The organism is Bilifractor sp. LCP21S3_F8, assembly GCF_052117805.1.
Taxonomy (GTDB): Bacteria; Bacillota; Clostridia; order Lachnospirales; family Lachnospiraceae; genus Bilifractor.
In genome coordinates, this window is record NZ_JBQKIK010000040.1 from 1 (window position 1) to 20,060 (window position 20,060).

Genomic DNA, 20,060 nt, shown 5'->3' on the forward strand with positions numbered 1-20,060 from the left:
AAAGACGATAAGGTTGATAGGGCAGAGGTGGAAGTGCCGTAAGGCATGGAGCTGACTGTTACTAATCGGTCGAGGGTTTGACCTGAAGCATAAGTTGGAACGGAAGGAGGGGATCCGGAGACGGATTCCCGGGAAGAGTTTGTGTGTTCAGTTTTGAAGGTATGTATGAAAATCTATACAGATAATCCGCCGATCATTTGTTATTGCAGATGATCGGCTTTTTTGGGTTTGCCAGAAAACGTCAGAGGTATTAGACTAATACCAAAAGACAAATCAGAATGAAAATAATGAAAAGATACATCAGAATGGAAAGAATGAAAATAATGAAAAGATACATCAGAATGGAAATGATGAAAACATACATTTGGAGGTATTGATCTTGGGCTGCAGGATTCTTGTATACTGGAAAATAACAGAGGAGCAAAAGCGGAAAATCCGGACAATCGCAAACAGACATGGCTGCGAGACCATTTTTGTTACGGATCCGCGGGAGGCTGAAGAGGAGGCAAAGAGTGCGGACGTCATGTTCGGGGCGGATCCGGGACCGTTGCATGCGGCCGGGAATCTGAAGTGGTTTTGTACCTGCTGGGCAGGAGTGAATCATTATCTCCAGGAGGGCGTTCTTCCAAACAGCACCTGCTTGCTGTCCAATTCTTCAGGGGCATATGGGGTCTCCATCTCCGAACACATCATTATGACAGCGTTGATTTTGATGCGCCGGTTTGAGGCTTATGAGAAAATAATGAAGAATACCGCAGTGCAAGAATGGCGCCACGACATTCCGATGTATTCTCTGTGCGGAAGCCGGATTACCGCTCTCGGAACCGGCGATATCGGAAGCACCTTTGCTAAGCGTGTGAGGAGCTTTGATCCAAAATCGGTTATCGGGATTAGTCGCAGTGGAAGACAATTAAAGGAATATGATAAGGTCCTTCGGGTGACAGAGCTGGATTCTGTGCTTCCGCAGACAGACCTTCTCGTCATGAGCCTTCCGGAGACCCCGGAGACAATTGGAATCTTGAACAGAGACAGAATCGCGCTTCTTCCGGAAGATGCTTTTGTGGTCAATGTGGGGAGAGGAAGCGCGATTGATGAGAAAGCACTCACAGACGCTTTGAACGAGGGAAAACTTGCCGGAGCAGCGCTGGATGTCATGCAGACGGAACCTGTGCCGGCAGATAGCCCGCTGCGCACTGCGAAAAATATCCTGCTGACACCGCACTGCGCCGGTCAGATGACACTGGATTATACGCGCGAAAAGAGTGTGGAAATGTTCTGTGAAGATCTGGAGAATTATCTGAGCGGAAAAGCGCTGGTCTATGGTGTCAGCAAAGAAAGAGGATACTGATGCATTTTCCGGTAAGCGGTCAGATGTAAAGATAATGGAGAAGGATACGATAAATATCCGGGCGTATATTCAGAATGTGCCGGAGACATCGGAGGCAGGGTGAACGATAGTGGGGCGTACTTATATTGCGATCGATTTAAAATCCTTTTACGCATCAGTGGAATGTCAGGAGCGTGGACTTGATCCGCTCAGAACAAATCTGGTAGTTGCTGATGTTTCGCGCACGGAGAAGACGATCTGCCTTGCGGTATCTCCTGCGCTGAAGGCATATGGAATTCCAGGGCGTGCCCGGCTTTTTGAAGTTGTTCAGCGGGTCGGTGAGATAAACCGAGAGCGGATCCGGAGAGCGCCGGGAAATGTTTTTTCCGGGGCATCGTCTGATGCGGAGGAGCTGAAGCAGAACCCGGCTCTGGAAGTGTCTTATATCGCGGCCGTTCCCCGGATGGCGTATTATATAAAGTACAGCACACGGATTTATCAGATCTATCTGAAATACATTGCGCCGGAAGATATTCACGTATATTCGATCGACGAGGTCTTCATCGATGCGACGGATTATCTTAAAACTTATGGAATGACGGCACATGAACTCGCAATCACGATGATTCGTGATGTGCTGAAGGAGACCGGTATTACGGCAACGGCAGGCATCGGGACCAACCTTTATCTGGCGAAGATTGCGATGGATATCGTCGCGAAGCACGCGGAAGCCGACGCGGACGGCGTGCGGATTGCGGAGCTGGATGAGATGAGCTACCGCAGACAGCTCTGGACGCACCGGCCGCTTACCGATTTCTGGAGAGTTGGCAGGGGTTATGCGAAGAAGCTTGAAGAATACGGCATGTACACGATGGGAGATATTGCCCGCTGTTCGGTCGGCGGAGCAAATGATCTCTGCAATGAGGAATTGCTGTATAAGCTTTTCGGTGTCAATGCAGAGCTTCTGATCGACCATGCTTGGGGATACGAGCCGTGCACCATAGATCTGATCAAAAAATACAGACCGGAAAGTAATTCCGTCAGTTCCGGACAGGTGCTGATGTCACCTTACAGCTTCGAGAAGGCTGCGGTTGTGGTACAGGAAATGGCGGACGTTATGGCGCTGGATCTGGTCGGCAAAAGGATGGTAACCGATCAGGTTACGCTGACAATCGGATACGATAAGGAAAGTCTGGAAGATCCGGAGATACGAAAGAAATATCGTGGCGCTGTCAGCCGTGATCACTATGGGAGAAGGATTCCGCAGCATGCACATGGTTCCGCGAAGCTGTCCGGCGCAACTTCTTCGGGCAATGAGATTACGCATGCAGCGATGGAAATTTACCGAAGGACGGTCGATCCGTCTCTGCTGATCCGGCGGATCACCATTTCTCTGGAACATGTAATTCCGGAGGATGAGGTGCCGGATACAAGCTACGAACAGATGGATCTTTTTACGGATTACCATTCGCTTGAGGCGAAGAAAGAAAAAGAAAAAAAGAAGTTTGATAAGGAGAGACGCATGCAGGAGGCAATGATCTCGATCCGTGAGCGGTTCGGAAGTGACGCGGTTATTCGCGGGCTGAATCTCCGGGAGGGCGCAACCGGACTTGACCGGTCAAAGCAGATCGGAGGGCATAAGGCATAATCCTCAGGAATCGGGAGCATAGACATGAATCATGGGAAACGAGATAAAACACGCTGCGCGAGTTTTATCTCGCTATCGCGACGCTCGCCGCACACGAATACTTCGCATTCGGCTGTGGCTCACTGTTCGCGTAAATCAGAGTAAATAAGGTATGGACCATGAGAAAAGATCGGAGGGCACAAGGCATGAACAAGGAGAAAGAGGAGCCTGAAGTGCAGAATAGAATGAAATCGGGATCTGCAGTGGGAAAAGAGAGAAGTTCGTTCCCTTATGAGGACATCGTTAATCTGCCGCACCCGGTTTCGCGATATCATGTGCCGATGCCGCTCATTCAGCGTGCGGCGCAATTTGCGCCCTTCGCCGCGCTCACCGGATATGATGAGGCGATAGAGGAGACCGGCAGACAGACGGATGACAGAGTTGCACTTTCCGAGAGCGAGATCGCGATTCTGAACCGGAAACTGCAGATTCTGGAGCAGATCCTGAACCGCAGGCCGGAGGTTACGATTACTTATTTTGTGCCGGATTTGCGGAAAAAAGGTGGCTCGTATCACACCGTTAGCGGATCTGTTAAAAAAATTGATTCACAGAATCAGCGGATCGTGATGCGTTCCGGGGAAGTGATTTCTATGGACCGGCTGATCGCCATAGAGGGAGATATTTCCTGGGATGGTTCTGCCTGATCAGTATTTGTGAAAAAACAGCCAGCAGGCGTTGAACTTTTCTTCTCAAGTTGCAGTTAGTTACCTCTTTTCGTCGAAAAAACATTTACATAATATTAATTTAAAAATGACCCGGAGTATCGGGACGGCGGGTCATACAAAAAACCAAAATGTAAAGGCAAACCCTGTGGATTCCGTAATGAGAAGAATCCACAGGGTTTTTCTATGTTTACACATACAGACGACGGGGCTGTTTTTTTTACTTTTTATTTACCTGCACAAGATAACGGAATTAACGAGGTACGAATAAAATGGAAAAGAACAAAAAAATTAAAATTATTCAGGAAAGCAAGAGAATTAAAAATGGCAGGAATTACATTATCTCACATTTCGAAAACCTACCGCAACGGATTCCAGGCGGTCAAGGATTTTAATCTGGAGATCGGAGACCACGAATTCATTGTATTTGTCGGTCCTTCCGGCTGCGGAAAATCTACAATGCTGCGCATGATCGCCGGGCTGGAGGATATCTCCGAGGGAGAACTCTGGATTGGAAACCGCCTTATGAACAGTGTGGATCCCGGAAAGAGAAATCTGGCGATGGTTTTTCAGAACTACGCGCTCTATCCGAACATGACGGTATACCAGAACCTGGCATTCGGACTAAAGGCTCATAAGGTGGAAAAATCAGAGATTGAACGCAGAATTCAGAAGGCATCCACGATGCTTGAGATCAAGAGCCTTCTGGACCGAAAACCTGCACAGCTGTCCGGAGGACAGATGCAGCGTGTGGCAATCGGAAGCGCGATTGTACGGGATGCAGATGCATATCTGTTTGATGAACCCCTGTCCAATCTGGACGCGAAGCTTCGGACACAGATGCGTGTCGATCTGAAAAAAATATATGACAAGCTCGGCTCAACCGTTATCTATGTCACACATGATCAGGTGGAGGCGATGACACTGGCGACGAGAATCGTTGTCATGAGAGACGGAATGGTACAGCAGGTGGGAACACCGAGGCAGATATATGAGAAGCCGGTGAACCGGTTTGTCGCAGGCTTTCTTGGATTGCCGCAGATGAACTTTCTGAACGCCACCGTGGAAATGGAAGAGGGACGGGCATTCCTGAATACCGGGGACTTCAGAATTCCTCTCCCGCAGAGATTTTATCGCAGTCTGACGGAGGGAATGACAGAAGGTACTAAGGTGGAGATCGGAATCCGACCGGAAGATCTGATGACGGAGGGAGAACCTTCTTATGCAATCCCGTTTGAAATTGAGATGATAGAAAACCTCGGCTCTCATTTTTATCTGCACGGATTTGCGGGCAGTCAGAGCACAACCGTGAAGCTTGAGAGCTATGATCCGAAGCGCAGAGACAGACAGATGAAGCTATACATTGATCCGGAGAAGATGCACCTGTTCGACAAGGGAACGGGAGAGTCGATCGAAGAATTTCTGCTGGGAAGCGGAAGGAGATAAGCAGTGACGATGAAGAAGAAACAGCATACGTGCTGTATACAGGATACACAGATAATACAGGATACACAGAAGATACAGGTTACGCAGAAGATACGGGCTACGGAGAAGATACAGACTACACAGAAGATACAGGGAAACGGAGGTGCTGAACAATGACAGGAACCGGACAGGTAAAGAAAAAGGCGGGACCTTACTGTTATCTGATTCCCTCCGCGATCATATTTGGAATTTTCCTTTTCTATCCCTTTGTAAAGACGATTTACCTTAGCCTTTATAAGACCAACAAGCTGGGACAGGCAAAGCTCTTCGTCGGATTTGGCAATTACAAGGATCTGCTTACCAGCGCCAGCTTTGCAAATTCACTGGCAGTAACCGCAATCTTTGTTGTGATCGTTGTGATCGGAGGAATGCTGCTGGGACTGATCGGCGCGGTGCTTTGCAACAAGACATTTCCGGGCATACGGTTCTTCTCAACAGCATATGCGCTTCCGATGTCCATTGCATCGAGCTCGGCTGCGCTGATCTTCCGGATCATGCTTGACCCGACCATCGGAATTGTCAATAAGCTCGCGCACACGAACATCAACTGGCTGAATGATCCGAAATACGCTCTCGTGTGTGTGGCAGTGCTGACAGCCTGGCTGAACAGCGGAATCAATTTCCTGTATTTCAGCGCGGGACTTGCCAATATCGATGAGGAAATTTATGAGCGGGCATCGATCGACGGCGCGGGTCCGGTGCGGCAGTTTTTCCAGCTGACACTTCCAGGACTTCGGCCGATCATGTTCTACACAATCGTCGTGAATATCATCCAGGCCTTCCAGTCCTTCGGTCAGGTAAAGATCCTGACGCAGGGCGGACCAGGAGAATCAACCAACCTGATTGTCTATTCGATCTACCGGGACGCTTTCTTCAATTTCCGATTCGGCAGCGCGGCGGCGGAATCAGTTGTACTCTTTCTGATCATCATGGTACTTACCCTGCTGATGTTCCGCGCAGAGAAAAAAGGAGGTAAAACACGTTGAACAATACAGATGGATGCATTTCGCTTGCGCCGCAGGAAATTGAGGCGATGCGGGAGGAAAGTATCAGATTAAACAAAAAAGCAATCCGGGTTAAGAAGGGGAGGAAGGCAGCACGGCTGATCATCAATATCGTCGTGACATTCATCATTCTGCTTCCGCTGCTCTACGCGGTAAGTATCGCGTTTATGCCTTCGTCGGATCTTTATACCATGAATCTGAATCTGATTCCGAAACATCCGACACTTGAAAATTTCCATCAGGCACTCAGCAAAATCCCTCTGATCCGGTTCATCATAAATTCGTTCCTTGTAGCGGGCCTGATCACGCTCGGACAGATCATTTCCTGTTCCCTTGCTGCTTTTTCGTTCTCCTTCCTGGAGTTTAAGGGGAAGAAAATCCTGTTCATGCTCGTTATGGCAACGATGATGGTGCCGGGAGAGGCGACAATCATTTCCAACTATCTGACCGTTGGACAATGGGGCTGGCTGAACACGTACCGGGTTTTGATCATACCTTATCTGACTAGTGCGATGGGCATCTTCCTCTTCCGGCAGTTTTATCAGTCTTTTCCGATCTCGGTGTATGAGGCGGCGAAAATTGACGGCTGTTCCAACCTGCGTTTCATCTTCAGGATTCTGCTTCCCCTGACAAAGGCGGCAATCGGAGCAATGGCGGTATATACCTTCATCAACGCATGGAATATGTATATGTGGCCGCTGCTTGTAACCGGAGATGAGTCCATGAGAACGGTTCAGATCGGACTGAGCATGCTGAACAGCGTAGATTCCCAGTCGATCACGATGATGATCGCCGGCGTAGTCATGATTATTCTGCCTTCGATTTCAATCTTCATTATCGGACAGAAACAGCTGATCCGCGGTATGTTCTCCGGAGCGGTAAAAGGCTGACCGCTGATTCTTCATCTGCTTTTTCAAGGGTCATAACCGCCGGAAAAGGCGGATGACATATATCACTCATTTTTTTACATTAGGAGGAAAATATGAAAAAAAGGTTACTGACACTAACTGCCGCTGCACTCGCGGCAACTATGGTATTCGGCGCATGCGGATCCAGTACCGGAAGCTCTTCTTCTGAGTCTTCCGCCGCATCGCAGGAGAGCACAGAGCAGGCAGCAAGTACAGATACCGCGGAACAGACCACGACGGCTGCTGCAGATTCTGCGTCATCTGCGGCATCAGACGGAAGCACAGCAAGCTCTTCCGGCAAGACGACCATCACCTTCTGGCATTCCATGGGCGGTGTAAACGGAGATGCGCTTACACATCTGGTAGATCAGTACAATAAAGAAAATAAAGATAATATCTATGTAGACGCAGAGTATCAGGGTGAATACGATGATACCATCAATAAGCTGAAGAGCGCGCAGATCGGAAACATGGGTGCGGACCTTGTTCAGGTATATGAGATCGGAACCCGTTTCATGATTGATTCCGGATGGGTTGTTCTGATGCAGGATCTGATTGATGAGGACGGATGGGATGAGTCTCAGCTGGAGCCGAATATTGCGGCTTACTATACGGTAGACAACAAGCTTTATTCCATGCCATTTAACTCCTCTACCCCGATCATGTACTACAATAAGGATATGTTCGAAAAGGCAGGCATCACAGACATCCCGGATTCTCTTCCGAAGATCGATGCGATCGCAAACGATCTGGTACAGAAGGGCGGAGCCGGTGAGGCAATTTCCATGGGAATCTATGGATGGTTCTTCGAGCAGTTCCTCTGCAAGCAGGGCGCAAACTATGTAGACAACGATAACGGACGCACCGAGGCTGCGACAAAGGTTGAATTCGACAGCAACGGCGCCTGTGAGAAGATTCTCTCCCAGTGGAAAAAGATGTATGATGACGGCACCGCACCGAACGTAGGACGCGGCGGAGATTCCGGTCTTGCTGATTTCACAGCCGGAAAGAGCGCGATCACTCTCGGATCTACCGCTTCTCTTGCGCAGATTTTGCAGGATGTAAACGGCAAGTTTGAGGTAGGAACCGCTTACTTCCCGAAGGTAAGTGACGATGATCAGGGCGGCGTTTCCATCGGTGGCGCTTCTCTGTGGGCACTTGATAACGGTGACAAGGCGAAGCAGCAGGCAGTATGGAAATTTGTGAAATTCCTTGTTTCACCGGAAAGCCAGGCATACTGGGCAGCACAGACCGGTTACTTCCCGGTTACAACAGCTGCGCATGACGAGCAGACATTCAAGGATAATATCGCAAAATATCCGCAGTTCCAGACAGCTATCGATCAGCTGCATGATTCCAAGCCTGAGTACGCAGGTGCTCTGATGAGCGTCTTCCCGGAGGCAAGACAGGATGTAGAATCCGGAATTGAGAACATGCTGAATACGAATCAGGATCCGGCAGAAGCAACAAAGAGCATCGCGGACAGCATCAACAAGGCTATCGAGGATTACAACGTAGTAAACAGCTGATATCTTCTGGCGTCCTGAGGCAGGAGATGCCGTCCGAATGGCGGCTCCGGAAATGATACGCATCAGAAAGAAGAAATAGAACTCCATGACAGGCAGGCCTGAAGGGCACCGGTCATGGAGTTTTTTTATATAATTGTTCGGCAATCTCGGCATCCGGAGTTTGGCAATTTTGTGAATTTCGTTTTCGTAATTTGGTTGCTTTTGTATCGATAATTTCATTAATTTTGTTTTGTAAATTTGCGAAAATTTGGTTCACGAAGTGGTTGACTGCCATGAGATACAAGAGTAAAATATGCTTTGCTACATAGTTAACAGTGTTAATAATTGTCGTCGATAAATATTATCATTGCCAATAATTGCACCGGCCAACTATTTATCTGTTTCATACATGCACTTGCTTTCAGATGAGCATTGTTTCATATAGAGAACCGCGGATAATGGCGTTTTCACAGTTTATGCAGAGCGCTTACAGATCATAACCGGATATAAAGCATTGTATGTAAGCAGCAGGGATTGAAGGCTGTACAGCCGTATTCGAGGAAAGGAGTAAAGGATGGATCAGCTGGAGGAGGAATTGATTAACGCCATGCATCAGTTTCGTAAGATGCGCCCCGTTTTCTGTTTTTCAGGAATCAGCAGGGGCAAAATCATTGTCGTAGGAACAGCGTGGCAGATTTATAACAGCAGAGAGGATCACAAGGTGCGTGTGAGTGATATTGTTTCACGAATAGGAATGCCGGCGCCCGGTGTATCGCGCATCCTGAAGGGCCTTGAAGAAGAAGGAATCCTAAGACGGAGTCTGGATCCGAATGACAGACGCACAACACTGGTTTCCTTCACCGACAGGGGTCTGAGCGAGATACAGAAAAATATCCGTTCAATTGAGAAAGCTCTTCATGAAATTATTGAGGGTATGGGAGAAGAAAAAGTCCGGACGCTCTGCTGTCTGCTGAACGAGCTGTACGCACAGACGGAATCGGTTTTTTCAAAATCTGACTGGAAAACGGAAAGGGAGAATTCATGAGACATATTTTCGGAAATCTGAAGAAGTACTGGAAATCGGTGCTGATTCTTGCTGTGCTGCTGATTGTTCAGGGCTTTTGCGAGATGTCTATGCCGCAGTACACGCAGAATATTATCGATGTCGGAATCCAGAATAAGGGAATTGAGCACATTCTTCCCGCCAGAATCACGGCGGACGAATACGACGAGGCGCAGATCTTCATGGACGGGGATCAGCGGAAGGAGTGGCAGGCATCGTATGTTGAAGACGGAGAGAACTATGCGATCAGAGATCTCGGAAAAGAGGAGTGGAAGAAGCTTGATAAGGACCTTCTGACTCCCGTGGTCATGGCTTATCAGCTTGGGCATATGAGTGAGGAAGCTTTCCGTGATATGGTTAAAAAACAGGCTGAATCGGCACCCTTGGCTGCAGGGCAGACGGATGCGATGATCGGTGCGGATAGCCAGGTGACCGGCACGGATGCGATGGCCGGCGCGAATGGCCAGGCGACCGGCCCGGATGCGATGACCGGCGCGAATGTACAGGCGAACAGTACGGATGCGATGACCGGCGCGAATGGCCAGGCAGATGCTGCGGATGCGATGGCTGCCGCGGAGAGTCAGATCGATTCTATGTCTGCGGAAGAGCTTGCCAAGGCATTTCATCTGGATGTACATATCTTCGAGGCGAAGGATGAGAATGGCAGGAAAGCCACATATGTTGATGTGAGACCAGCAATCCGTAAGATGATAGAAAGCGGACAGATGACAGACGATCAGATTTCCGGGATGAGAGAGGAGATCAGCAGTGCCATCAGCAAAACAGGTGAACAGACAATGAAAGCCATGGCGATCCGCTATGCGGCAGATGCGGATCAGAAAGCCGGTGTGGATGTGAACAGCCAGCAGAAGCACTATCTCTGGATCAGCGGAGGGAAAATGATGCTGATCGCGCTTCTGATGGGACTTGCCGCGATCGCAGTCTCCTTTTTCGCTTCAAGGGTCGGCGCAGGGGTCGGCCGGGATCTGCGGTATCAGGTGTTCCACAACGTCATCGGATATTCCAGCGCAGAGATGGAAAAATTCCAGACATCATCTCTTATCACCAGGGCGACAAATGATGTGCAGCAGGTGCAGATGGTGACGACTATGCTGCTTCGTATGGTTCTGTACGCGCCCGTACTTGCGGTATGGGGTGTCGTAAAGGTTTACCAGTCTCATGCGAAGATGAGCTGGGTGATTGCGCTTGGAATTGCGGTCATCGTGGGAATCATCCTTGTTCTGGTCATGCTTGCCATGCCGAAATTCAAAATTATGCAGAAACTGATTGACCGTCTGAATCTGGTGTCCAGGGAGATCCTGACGGGGCTCATGGTTGTACGGGCATTCGGAAGAGAAAAAACAGAGGAGGAACGGTTTGACAAGGCCAATATCGATCTGATGCGTACGCAGCTGTTCACAAACCGTGTGATGACCTTTATGATGCCGTCCATGATGTTTGTGATGAGCGGGCTCAGCGTACTGATCACCTGGGTCGCTGCGCATCGTGTGGATGCCGGCACGCTTCAGGTCGGAGCCATGACATCCTTTATCACCTATGCGATGATTATCATATCCTCCTTTATGATACTGACTGCGATGTCCATCATACTTCCGAGGGCAGGCGTAGCGGCGGACCGGATTCATGAAGTAATTGCCACAAAACCTTCTATCGTGAACCCGGAACATGAGGAGAAGCCGGAGAGCAAAAAGGGCGTGATCCGCTTTGATCATGTAAGCTTCCGCTATCCCGGCTCGGAGCTGGATGCCCTGACGGATATTTCCTTCACGGCGGAGCCGGGAAAAACTACGGCAATCATCGGAAGTACCGGTTCGGGAAAGAGTACGCTCGTGAATCTGATTCCGCGGTTCTATGATGTAACAGGCGGATCTGTCACGATAGACGGGGTTGATATCCGTTCCATGAATCTTCATGAACTGCGGGAAGAGATCGGATTTGTACCGCAGAAGGGGACCCTGTTCTCCGGGACGATTGCCTCCAACATCCGTTTCGGACGCCCGGATGCATCGGACGAAGAGGTCAGACGCGCAGCGAAGATCGCACAGGCTGACGACTTCATCGAGGAAAAAGAAGATGCCTATAACAGCTTCATATCACAGGGCGGAAGCAATGTATCGGGAGGGCAGAAGCAGCGGCTCTCGATTGCGCGGGCGATCGCGAAGAAGCCTCTGGCGCTCGTTTTTGATGACAGCTTTTCAGCTCTTGATATGAAAACAGATGCGAAGCTCAGAGAGGAGCTGTCACGGGAAGAAAAGGATGCGACAAAAATCATTGTCGCACAGAGAGTCAGCACGATTCTGAATGCAGATCAGATCCTTGTTCTGGATGAGGGAAAAGTGGCAGGACTCGGTACACATGATGAGCTGCTGGACAATTGCGAGGTTTACAGACAGATTGCTGCTTCACAGCTTTCACAGAAGGAACTGGAGGGGACGCGCCATGCAAAATAACAAAAATCAGAATCTGCGGGGATTCGGGAAAAATCAGAGACAGCAGGAAGAGATGAACGCAGATGCGGAGAAGCGGGCGCGGGATAAGCAGCTGGAAGAGTATCGCAAAAAACAGAAAATGTCCAGGCCAATCGGACACGGCCCCGGTCGTAACCAGGTTGCAGAAAAACCGAAGAATTTCAAGGCATCCTTTGGAAAGCTGATGCGTTACATCGGGCGCTACCGGATTGCGGTTATCCTTGTCATGATTGTTGCGGTACTTTCGACGATCTTCAATGTCCTTGGACCGAAGATCATGGGAAATGCGACAACCGAGCTGGCGGAAGGACTGATGCGTAAAATCCAGGGAACCGGCGGAATTGATTTTGAAAAGATCGGAAAAATTCTGATCTTTACACTTGCCCTGTATCTCGCATCTGCCGGATTCAGCTTTATTCAGGGATGGATCATGACGTCAGTCAGCCAGAAGGTTGCCTATCGCATGCGCCGTGAAATCTCTGAAAAGATTGACCGTATGCCGATGAAATATTTTGAAAGCAGGCCATACGGAGATGTACTCTCGAGAATTACAAATGACGTAGATACGCTTGGAACCGGTCTGAACCAAAGCATTACGATGATCATATCGTCTGTTGCTACGATCGTCGGTGTTGTGGTGATGATGCTGACAATTTCCCCGCTGATGACATTGATCGCGGTCGTCGTCATTCCGGTGTCCGGAGCCCTGGTTGCCTTCATTGTAAAAAAATCACAGAAATATTTTATCCGGCAGCAGGATTCTCTCGGAATCATCAACGGACAGATTGAAGAGGATTTCTCCGGTCAGCTGGTGATCAAGGCATTCAACAGAGAGAAGATCGTTATGGGTGATTTCAACAGCACAAACAGCGATCTGTATGATTCAGCGTGGAAGTCACAGTTTATATCCGGAGCGATGATGCCGGTTATGAATTTTATCAGCTATCTTGGGTATGCCGGTGTCGCGATTTCCGGAGGACTACTGGCGATTCGCGGCGTGATCGGTGTCGGTGATATTCAGGCATTTATTCAATACGTGAGCAATATAAAGCAGCCGCTGGCACAGATGGCTCAGGTTATGAACCAGGTGCAGTCCATGACAGCGGCGGCGGAACGTGTCTTCGAATTTCTGGAGGAAGAAGAGGAAGATCCTGCATGGATGACACAGGCAGAAGAAGGGAAGAGTAAAGCTTTCGGAATAAGCGAGTCGGCCGGGAGCGGAGAAGCTTGCTGGACAGAAGAGTCGGGTGAAAAGAGCGGATCTATCGCTGCAGCCGGGACGGGAAAAATTCGTGGACAGGTCGATTTCGAGCATGTTCGTTTCGGCTATGATCCGGATCAGATCGTCATCAAAGATTTTTCCTGTCATGTGGATCCGGGACAGAAGATCGCCATTGTCGGGCCGACAGGAGCAGGAAAGACAACCATCGTAAAGCTTCTGATGCGCTTCTACGATGTGAACAGCGGAACAATCCGGCTTGACGGACAGGATATCCGAAGCATAGACAGACATCAGCTTCGAGAGAATTTCTCTATGGTGCTGCAGGATACCTGGCTCTTTTCCGGCACTATCCGGGAAAATATCCGCTACGGCCGGCAGGACGCAACGGATGAGGAGGTCGAGGAGGCGGCAAAAGCTGCTCATGTGGATCACTTTATCCGGACGCTGCCCGGCGGATACGACATGGTGCTGAACGAAGACGCGACAAATGTGTCACAGGGCCAGAAACAGCTTCTGACCATTGCGCGGGCGATGCTTTCAGACCGCAGCGTCCTGATCCTGGATGAAGCGACATCTTCCGTAGATACAAGAACCGAGCAGCTCATTCAGAACGCTATGGATCAGCTGATGAAGGGAAGAACAAGCTTCGTCATCGCACACAGACTGTCCACAATCCGAAACGCCGACCGGATACTGGTACTCAACCACGGAGATATCGTAGAACAAGGAACCCATCAGGAACTCCTCGCACGCAACGGATTCTACGCCGACCTCTACAACTCACAGTTTTCTGTATAAGCTCTTCGAAAATGCAGACAGGTCTCGTCGCACGCGAAGCGCGCGTAAGAGACTGGATGCGATTTCGAAGGCAACAGGTATGAGCACGAAGTGACGCGTAAGCGGCACGAAAGTGCGAATGCCTGTAGGATTGCGCAAGTGCGAAGCACGGAGCAATCCGTAGCTTATACAGAAAGCAGCCCGGTATGAGCATGTAGCGGTGCGAAGCACCGCGAGAATGCTCATTCCTGTTCGCGGCACGGAAGCTGCGAAGCAGCGAAGTGACGCGGGGGACTTATACAGTACAAATAGTGAAGAGCTCTTCGAAAATGCAGACAGGTCTCGTCGCACGCGAAGCGCGCGTAAGAGACTGGATGCGATTTCGAAGGCAACAGGTATGAGCACGAAGTGACGCGGGGACTTATACAGAAAATGGCTCGATGCTCGTATCCAATGTTACGGAACTTTTTCACAGGACGATCCAAAATAGATAAAAACTATAGAAAGCATTAAAAAGAGAATCCCTGCCGATGGCAGAAATTCCCGGAAAGTGTGAGAGATGACAATAGAGGAGATTAGAGAGAGACTGGAAACGGATGAGAGAAATCGTTCGTACACCGATCGGGGAATTCATCCTGTCTTCCAGGTGAGCAGCAATGCCAGGATTCTGATTATCGGTCAGGCTCCGGGGCGGAAGGTGGAGGAATCCGGCATACCGTTCAATGACAAATCAGGAGAAACACTGATCCGATGGATGGGAATTGACCGGGAGACATTTTATTCCTCTAAGATCGCGATCATGCCGATGGATTTCTATTACCCCGGGAAGGGCAGGTCCGGAGACCTGCCGCCCAGGAAATTTATCGCGGAGGAGTACCATTCAGATATTCTCCGGCTGATGCCGGAAGTAGGACTCACGATTTTGATTGGCAGGTACTCCATCGATTACTATCTGAAAGATCGCAAGAAGAAAAATCTGACCGAGACCGTTGCTGACTATCGGGAATATCTGCCGGAGTATTTTCCGATTGTACATCCGAGTCCGCTGAACTTCAGATGGCAGCGGAAAAATCCATGGTTCGAGGAGCAGGTCGTTCCGGTGCTTCAGGAGAATGTGCGGCGCCTTCTGTAATCATCGCCCCTTCCAGATCATGCGAAGTACCTCTGCCGGTTTCGGCGTTGTTCCATAGAGGAGAACACCGACACGGTATATCCTGGCGGCGAGTACACCGGTTCCGCATACAGAAACCGCGAGAATTGCAATGGAGATGGTAATCTGCCAGGAAGGCACCGTACTCATGGCGATTCTGGTGAACATGGCCATGGGAGAAGTAAACGGAATAAAGGAACACACCATCATCGGGAGATTGTCCACTTCTCCGCTTCCAAGTGCGGTCATCACAACGATAAAAGCAATGATGAAGAGGAAGGTGATCGGCATGATAGCTGTATTGATGTCTTCGAGCTTCGAAACCGTCGATCCGACCGCCCCGTACAGAAAGGCATAGATCAGGAAGCCAAGGATAAAAAATACTAGCATAAACAGCAGCAGATGAAGCGGAATATCAAAGATTGAGGTCACAATCTTATTATCCGCCCAGTCACTCCTGGTAAGGTTGAAGAGCAGGAAAGCGGTTCCGAAGACACAAAGAAGCTGGACAAGACCCGCGAGACAGGCTGCCAGTACCTTGCCGAACATCATTTTTACCGGGTCGGCACTGGTGACCAGAAGTTCCATGGCGCGGGAGCTCTTCTCTGTCGCAACACTAGTGCTGACCATCTGTCCGTACAGAAGGATCACCATATACAGGGCAAAAATCATAATGTAGGTGTAGAAAAAATTCTGAGACTGATCCTTCCCCGTGGTCTCCACGGTGTGCGACACCTCTGTCGCAAGAATACTTCCGGCCTGCTCCGGGGAAAGACCGGATTCGGTCATTCCCTTCATCTCAGAGATTCCGCGGAGAATCTGGTCGGCGATTTCCGGGTTGGCATCATACATGGAGAGATTTTTGACAAAATATGTGTAGTTCTGTGCATCCTGAAGCAGAAAGCCGCAGTCTGCGGTTCCATCGTTGATTTTGCCCCGAATATCAGCAACGTCCGGATCCGTGATGGTTATCTGATAATCCGGGAATGCTTTCTCGAAGGCTGCCTGCGCCTGCTGCGTAAGTGCGGGATCTCCGGAGGAGAGCAGCATGACTTTTTGTTCCCCGCTATCAGAATTGCCTTTAACCAGTCCGGAAATCTTCGGGAAAAACATGATGACGGAAAGCAGAATCATCAGGACGATTGTGGTGCCGACAAAAACCTTGTTTTTGAAATAATTTCCAAGCTCGAACCGGAAAATTGTCTTGAACTGATTCATGTGACTCATAGATTCTCCCTTCAGATCTGATCTCTGGTGGTCTGTACAAAAATATCGTTGAGTGAGGGCTCAAATATTCGGACTTCATTCACATCCCATTTCGTGGTCAGAAGCTGCATCTCCCGGCGGCAATTGCTCGTATCGTTCAATGTGATACGGATGGCACCATCCTCAGTGAGAACAGCCCGGTCTCCGTAATATTCGAGAATCTGTTCCTGCATTGAGGAACGGACAAGCAATTCATTGCCTGCCATGTGGTGCCGGATTTCCCGAAGATTTCCGGAGAGTACAATGTGACCTCCATTCAGAATTGCAATCTCGCTGCAAAACTCTTCGATGTAATTCATCTGATGACTGGAAAAAAGAATGATTTTTCCCCGCTTCATCTCGTCTCTTACGACTTCCTTCAGAAGCTCCGCATTTACCGGATCAAGACCGGAAAAAGGCTCGTCCAGAATCAGAATATCCGGATCATGGGCAAGAGCAGTGACGAGCTGGATCTTCTGCTGATTTCCCTTTGAGAGAGCGTCCAGCCGTTTATTGCTGTATTCGGACATCCCGAGGCGTTTCAGCCAGCTGTCAATCGCTGCGCGGGCATCTGTTCGCTTCATGCCTTTGAGCTCCGCGAAGTACAGCAGCTGATCCGCAATGATTTTCTTCGGGTAAAGGCCCCGCTCCTCCGGAAGGTAGCCGATTTTCACCGATTTGTGGTCGATCGGCTTGCCGTCCAGCAGGATCTCACCCTTGTCTGCCGGAAATACGTTCATCAGAATACGTATGGTGGTCGTCTTACCGGCACCATTTCTTCCCAACAGCCCAACAGCAGTACCGCTTTCCGCTGTCAGGCTGATTCCCTTAAGCACCTGATGCTCGCCAAAACTCTTATACAGATCTCTTAGTTCCAGTTTCATGCGGTTCCTTTCTTTTCGTAATTTATGAATAATACTTGTGGGTTTCAGCCCCGGCATTTCCGAAATGCGCAGGCTTTTTCTGCTTTTGATGAATCAACAGCGGGGATGCTCATCCTTTTAATGAAACGACAGCAGAAATCTTCCGCTTTTGCTTAATCAACAGCAGGAACGTTTCTTGTACATTTTCAGTATAAGGTGTATATATTTCTTATGGCAAGTTAATTTATGCGACACAGGGCGTATCGTGTATACATTTTTTATTCGGATAAATTTGCGTGACACAAGCGGCATATATTTATTGCGGCAGGTAGATTTGTGTGACACAATCGGTATATATTTGTTGCGGCAGGTAGATTTGTGTGACACAAGCGGCATATATTTGTTGCGGCAGGTAAATTTGTGTGTTATAAGGGAAATATATTTTCTTGCGAGAGGCATCACGCCGGACAAAAAACGTTAAGGATGAGAAACGATGAGAATAATGATAGCTTCTGATATTCATGGATCTGCATATTATTGTGGGAAAATGCTGGAGGCGTTTGAGCGTGAAGAAGCGGAGCGGCTGATGCTGCTCGGGGATATTTTGTATCATGGTCCGCGAAATGATCTTCCGAGAGAATATGCGCCCAAGAAAGTCCTGAAGCTTTTGAACGAGAGAAAAGATGATATCTTTTGCGTGCGTGGAAACTGTGATACAGAAGTGGATCAGATGGTATTAGAGTTTCCCATCATGGCAGATTACTGCATCCTGACGGCGGGGAGGAGACTTGTTTATGCTACGCATGGTCATCGTTTCAACAGGAGCCAGCTCCCTCCGATCCGTCAGAATGATATCCTGCTCCATGGTCATACCCATATCCCCGCATGGGAGCAATTCGGAAGCAATAACCTTTATCTGAATCCCGGCTCCGTGTCCATCCCAAAAGAGGATTCTCCTCACAGTTATATGATCCTGGAAGATCATACATTTATATGGAAGGATCTGGACGGAAACGAATATCACAGGACAAGAATCTGAGGGATATTGGTTAATGTATGATGAAATCCTAGCTGCAGAAATAATTGAGGGCAGACTAATAGCTGCTGAATAGTAGACAGAATAGTAGCTGCTGAATGTTGGATAGAATAATAGATGCTGAATGGTGGACAAATAGTAGCTGCTCTATGGTGGACAGATCAATAGCAGCTGAATGGAGGTCAGATCAGATGGACATACCTGAGACCCTTGAATTACTGCGAAAAAAGGCACTGGAAGATGATGGACTGCGTAAAAGACTTCTGGCTACAAGAAATACCGAAACACCTCTTGCTGATTTCTGCAGAATCAGCACAGAACAGGGATTGCCAATGTATGAGATGGATCTCCTGGAGTATGGGGAAAGCTCATATGCCGCTATGCGCAGAAGTACAAACGGGGGAGGGGAGAATTCCCCGCTTCTTCAGTACGAGGACGACTATTACGAGCTGTTTCTGAGCGAACTGGAATAAAGATGAACAACATCTCTAAAGATGAACAGTACCTAAAGATGTAAAGATAAATACTATTAAAAATATCTGAGGTGAATGAAATGAGCATAGCAGACAAACAGAATATCCTGACTGATATCAGAGAGGCTGCTCTGGAAGCAGGGGCAATTATGAGATCTGCACATGAGGGCCAGGATGAGATTTCTCCGGATAAAATAAAAGCCGGTCACGCAAATTTTGTCACCGTATATGACAAAAGAGTACAGGAGTTTCTGACCGGGCGGCTCGGTGACATATTGCCGGAGGCGCATTTTGTAGGAGAAGAAAACGGAAAGGATGCTTTTGATGAAAGCTTTCAGCAGGGATTTACCTTTGTAGTAGACCCTATAGACGGCACTTCAAACTTCATGAACAATTATGGCCCGAGTGTCACATCGATCGGACTTTTCAAGGATGGAAAACCATTCATCGGGGTTGTATACAATCCCTGGCAGGAGGTAATGTTTTCAGCCGCGGAAGGCGTAGGCGCTTTTGAAAATGGAAAAACTATTCACAGCTCAAACGAGTCGCTGTCGATGAGCCTGGTTTCCTTCGGGACCGCTCCATACTATCCAAATCTGCGGGATCAGGTCTGGAAGGTCGGATCCTTCTATCTTGACAGATGCGTTGATCTGCGGAGAAGCGGAAGCGCAGCCTGGGATCTGTGCATGGTAGCTTCCGGAAGAACCGGTCTGTTCGTGGAACCACTCCTGCAGCTGTGGGATTATGCAGCCGGAGCGGTGATTCTGACGGAAGCAGGAGGCCGAATTACAGACCTTGCGGGAAAAGAGCTGGATTTCTGCGGGCCATCCTCCATAGCAGCAGCGTCTGCGGGAGTCAGCCGGGCAGATTACCTTCCGTCGGGGATAGTGGATTGATCCGGGATTCCAGAAAATAAAAAGTTGAAAAAGGTTGAGAAAAAGGGCTGAAAAAAAGATTGAGAAAAAGATAAAAAACGCTTGACGCAAGGTAAACAACGTGATAAAGTACTTTATGTTGTCGCGGAAAACAAAAAACCAAGACAACACAGAGGTAACACAGAATGAACATTGACAACTGAACAGTAAAACACATCCTCGAAAATTCAAATGAAGTTTTATAAAATTTTTGTTTGAACGATCGATGAGTATTCATGAATGTAAC

At 48.8% G+C, this 20,060-nt stretch carries 16 protein-coding genes and 1 rRNA gene; 15 read left to right on the top strand and 2 right to left on the bottom strand.

Annotation, left to right across the window (positions count from 1 at the left end):
• From ACTQ3A_RS13130 to ACTQ3A_RS13185, 12 genes are all read left to right on the top strand, one after another.
• A 23S ribosomal RNA gene (locus tag ACTQ3A_RS13130) occupies positions 1–85 on the top strand; the annotation flags it as partial.
• 279 nt (positions 86–364) lie between these two features.
• Entirely contained in the window at positions 365–1,348 is a 984-nt protein-coding gene (locus tag ACTQ3A_RS13135; protein ID WP_441495339.1) for a D-2-hydroxyacid dehydrogenase, read from the top strand.
• Between the two features lie 109 nt (positions 1,349–1,457).
• Positions 1,458–2,975 (top strand): Y-family DNA polymerase, encoded by a 1,518-nt coding sequence (locus tag ACTQ3A_RS13140; protein ID WP_441495110.1) that lies wholly within the window; start codon positions 1,458–1,460, stop codon positions 2,973–2,975.
• Between the two features lie 185 nt (positions 2,976–3,160).
• Positions 3,161–3,658: a hypothetical protein gene (locus tag ACTQ3A_RS13145; protein ID WP_441495111.1), complete on the top strand. Its 498-nt coding sequence runs from the start codon at positions 3,161–3,163 to the stop codon at positions 3,656–3,658.
• A 342-nt stretch (positions 3,659–4,000) separates the two neighbouring features.
• Positions 4,001–5,122 carry an ABC transporter ATP-binding protein gene (locus ACTQ3A_RS13150; RefSeq protein WP_441495112.1) on the top strand — a complete coding sequence of 374 codons (1,122 nt, stop codon included), beginning with the start codon at positions 4,001–4,003 and terminating at the stop codon, positions 5,120–5,122.
• A 152-nt stretch (positions 5,123–5,274) separates the two neighbouring features.
• Positions 5,275–6,147 carry a carbohydrate ABC transporter permease gene (locus tag ACTQ3A_RS13155; protein WP_441495113.1) on the top strand — a complete coding sequence of 291 codons (873 nt, stop codon included), beginning with the start codon at positions 5,275–5,277 and terminating at the stop codon, positions 6,145–6,147.
• Positions 6,148–6,194: 47 nt separating this feature from the next.
• A complete protein-coding gene (locus tag ACTQ3A_RS13160) occupies positions 6,195–7,055 on the top strand; it encodes a carbohydrate ABC transporter permease (RefSeq protein WP_441495122.1) in 861 nt (286 codons plus the stop codon).
• A 92-nt stretch (positions 7,056–7,147) separates the two neighbouring features.
• Positions 7,148–8,602, top strand: a complete 1,455-nt coding sequence (locus ACTQ3A_RS13165) for an ABC transporter substrate-binding protein (RefSeq protein WP_441495114.1) — start codon at positions 7,148–7,150, stop codon at positions 8,600–8,602.
• 553 nt (positions 8,603–9,155) lie between these two features.
• A complete protein-coding gene (locus ACTQ3A_RS13170) occupies positions 9,156–9,626 on the top strand; it encodes a MarR family winged helix-turn-helix transcriptional regulator (protein WP_441495115.1) in 471 nt (156 codons plus the stop codon).
• Positions 9,623–12,115, top strand: a complete 2,493-nt coding sequence (locus ACTQ3A_RS13175; RefSeq protein ID WP_441495116.1) for an ABC transporter transmembrane domain-containing protein — start codon at positions 9,623–9,625, stop codon at positions 12,113–12,115. The genes ACTQ3A_RS13170 and ACTQ3A_RS13175 overlap by 4 nt, the downstream gene beginning before the upstream one ends.
• A gap of 118 nt (positions 12,116–12,233) precedes the next feature.
• Positions 12,234–14,153 carry an ABC transporter ATP-binding protein gene (locus ACTQ3A_RS13180; protein WP_441495123.1) on the top strand — a complete coding sequence of 640 codons (1,920 nt, stop codon included), beginning with the start codon at positions 12,234–12,236 and terminating at the stop codon, positions 14,151–14,153.
• 538 nt (positions 14,154–14,691) lie between these two features.
• Complete coding sequence (locus ACTQ3A_RS13185) at positions 14,692–15,264, top strand: uracil-DNA glycosylase family protein (protein ID WP_441495117.1); 573 nt, start codon at positions 14,692–14,694, stop codon at positions 15,262–15,264.
• On the opposite strand, the gene ACTQ3A_RS13190 is transcribed toward ACTQ3A_RS13185, so the two are convergent.
• Positions 15,265–16,509, bottom strand: a complete 1,245-nt coding sequence (locus ACTQ3A_RS13190; protein ID WP_441495118.1) for an ABC transporter permease — start codon at positions 16,507–16,509, stop codon at positions 15,265–15,267.
• Between the two features lie 11 nt (positions 16,510–16,520).
• Positions 16,521–17,411, bottom strand: coding sequence for an ABC transporter ATP-binding protein (locus tag ACTQ3A_RS13195; protein WP_441495119.1), 891 nt, complete (start codon positions 17,409–17,411; stop codon positions 16,521–16,523).
• A gap of 472 nt (positions 17,412–17,883) precedes the next feature.
• On the opposite strand from ACTQ3A_RS13195, the gene yfcE reads away from it, so the two are divergent.
• From yfcE to ACTQ3A_RS13210, 3 genes are all read left to right on the top strand, one after another.
• Entirely contained in the window at positions 17,884–18,429 is a 546-nt protein-coding gene (yfcE, locus tag ACTQ3A_RS13200) for a phosphodiesterase (RefSeq protein ID WP_441487760.1), read from the top strand.
• Between the two features lie 188 nt (positions 18,430–18,617).
• Entirely contained in the window at positions 18,618–18,899 is a 282-nt protein-coding gene (locus ACTQ3A_RS13205) for a hypothetical protein (protein WP_441495120.1), read from the top strand.
• Positions 18,900–18,979: 80 nt separating this feature from the next.
• On the top strand, positions 18,980–19,795 hold the full coding sequence (locus ACTQ3A_RS13210; RefSeq protein ID WP_441495121.1) for an inositol monophosphatase family protein: 816 nt from the start codon (positions 18,980–18,982) through the stop codon (positions 19,793–19,795).
• Positions 19,796–20,060 lie beyond the last annotated feature (265 nt).

Bases quoted from the DNA above. Each gene is read 5' to 3' on its own strand.
- ACTQ3A_RS13145 (WP_441495111.1), top strand. From the start codon at position 3,161: ATGAACAAGGAGAAAGAGGAGCCTGAAGTGCAGAATAGAATGAAATCG.
- ACTQ3A_RS13150 (WP_441495112.1), top strand. From the start codon at position 4,001: ATGGCAGGAATTACATTATCTCACATTTCGAAAACCTACCGCAACGGA.
- ACTQ3A_RS13155 (WP_441495113.1), top strand. From the start codon at position 5,275: ATGACAGGAACCGGACAGGTAAAGAAAAAGGCGGGACCTTACTGTTAT.
- ACTQ3A_RS13160 (WP_441495122.1), top strand. From the start codon at position 6,195: ATGCGGGAGGAAAGTATCAGATTAAACAAAAAAGCAATCCGGGTTAAG.
- ACTQ3A_RS13165 (WP_441495114.1), top strand. From the start codon at position 7,148: ATGAAAAAAAGGTTACTGACACTAACTGCCGCTGCACTCGCGGCAACT.
- ACTQ3A_RS13170 (WP_441495115.1), top strand. From the start codon at position 9,156: ATGGATCAGCTGGAGGAGGAATTGATTAACGCCATGCATCAGTTTCGT.
- ACTQ3A_RS13175 (WP_441495116.1), top strand. From the start codon at position 9,623: ATGAGACATATTTTCGGAAATCTGAAGAAGTACTGGAAATCGGTGCTG.
- ACTQ3A_RS13180 (WP_441495123.1), top strand. From the start codon at position 12,234: ATGTCCAGGCCAATCGGACACGGCCCCGGTCGTAACCAGGTTGCAGAA.
- ACTQ3A_RS13185 (WP_441495117.1), top strand. From the start codon at position 14,692: ATGACAATAGAGGAGATTAGAGAGAGACTGGAAACGGATGAGAGAAAT.
- ACTQ3A_RS13190 (WP_441495118.1), bottom strand. From the start codon at position 16,509: ATGAGTCACATGAATCAGTTCAAGACAATTTTCCGGTTCGAGCTTGGA.
- ACTQ3A_RS13195 (WP_441495119.1), bottom strand. From the start codon at position 17,411: ATGAAACTGGAACTAAGAGATCTGTATAAGAGTTTTGGCGAGCATCAG.
- yfcE (WP_441487760.1), top strand. From the start codon at position 17,884: ATGAGAATAATGATAGCTTCTGATATTCATGGATCTGCATATTATTGT.
- ACTQ3A_RS13205 (WP_441495120.1), top strand. From the start codon at position 18,618: ATGGACATACCTGAGACCCTTGAATTACTGCGAAAAAAGGCACTGGAA.
- ACTQ3A_RS13210 (WP_441495121.1), top strand. From the start codon at position 18,980: ATGAGCATAGCAGACAAACAGAATATCCTGACTGATATCAGAGAGGCT.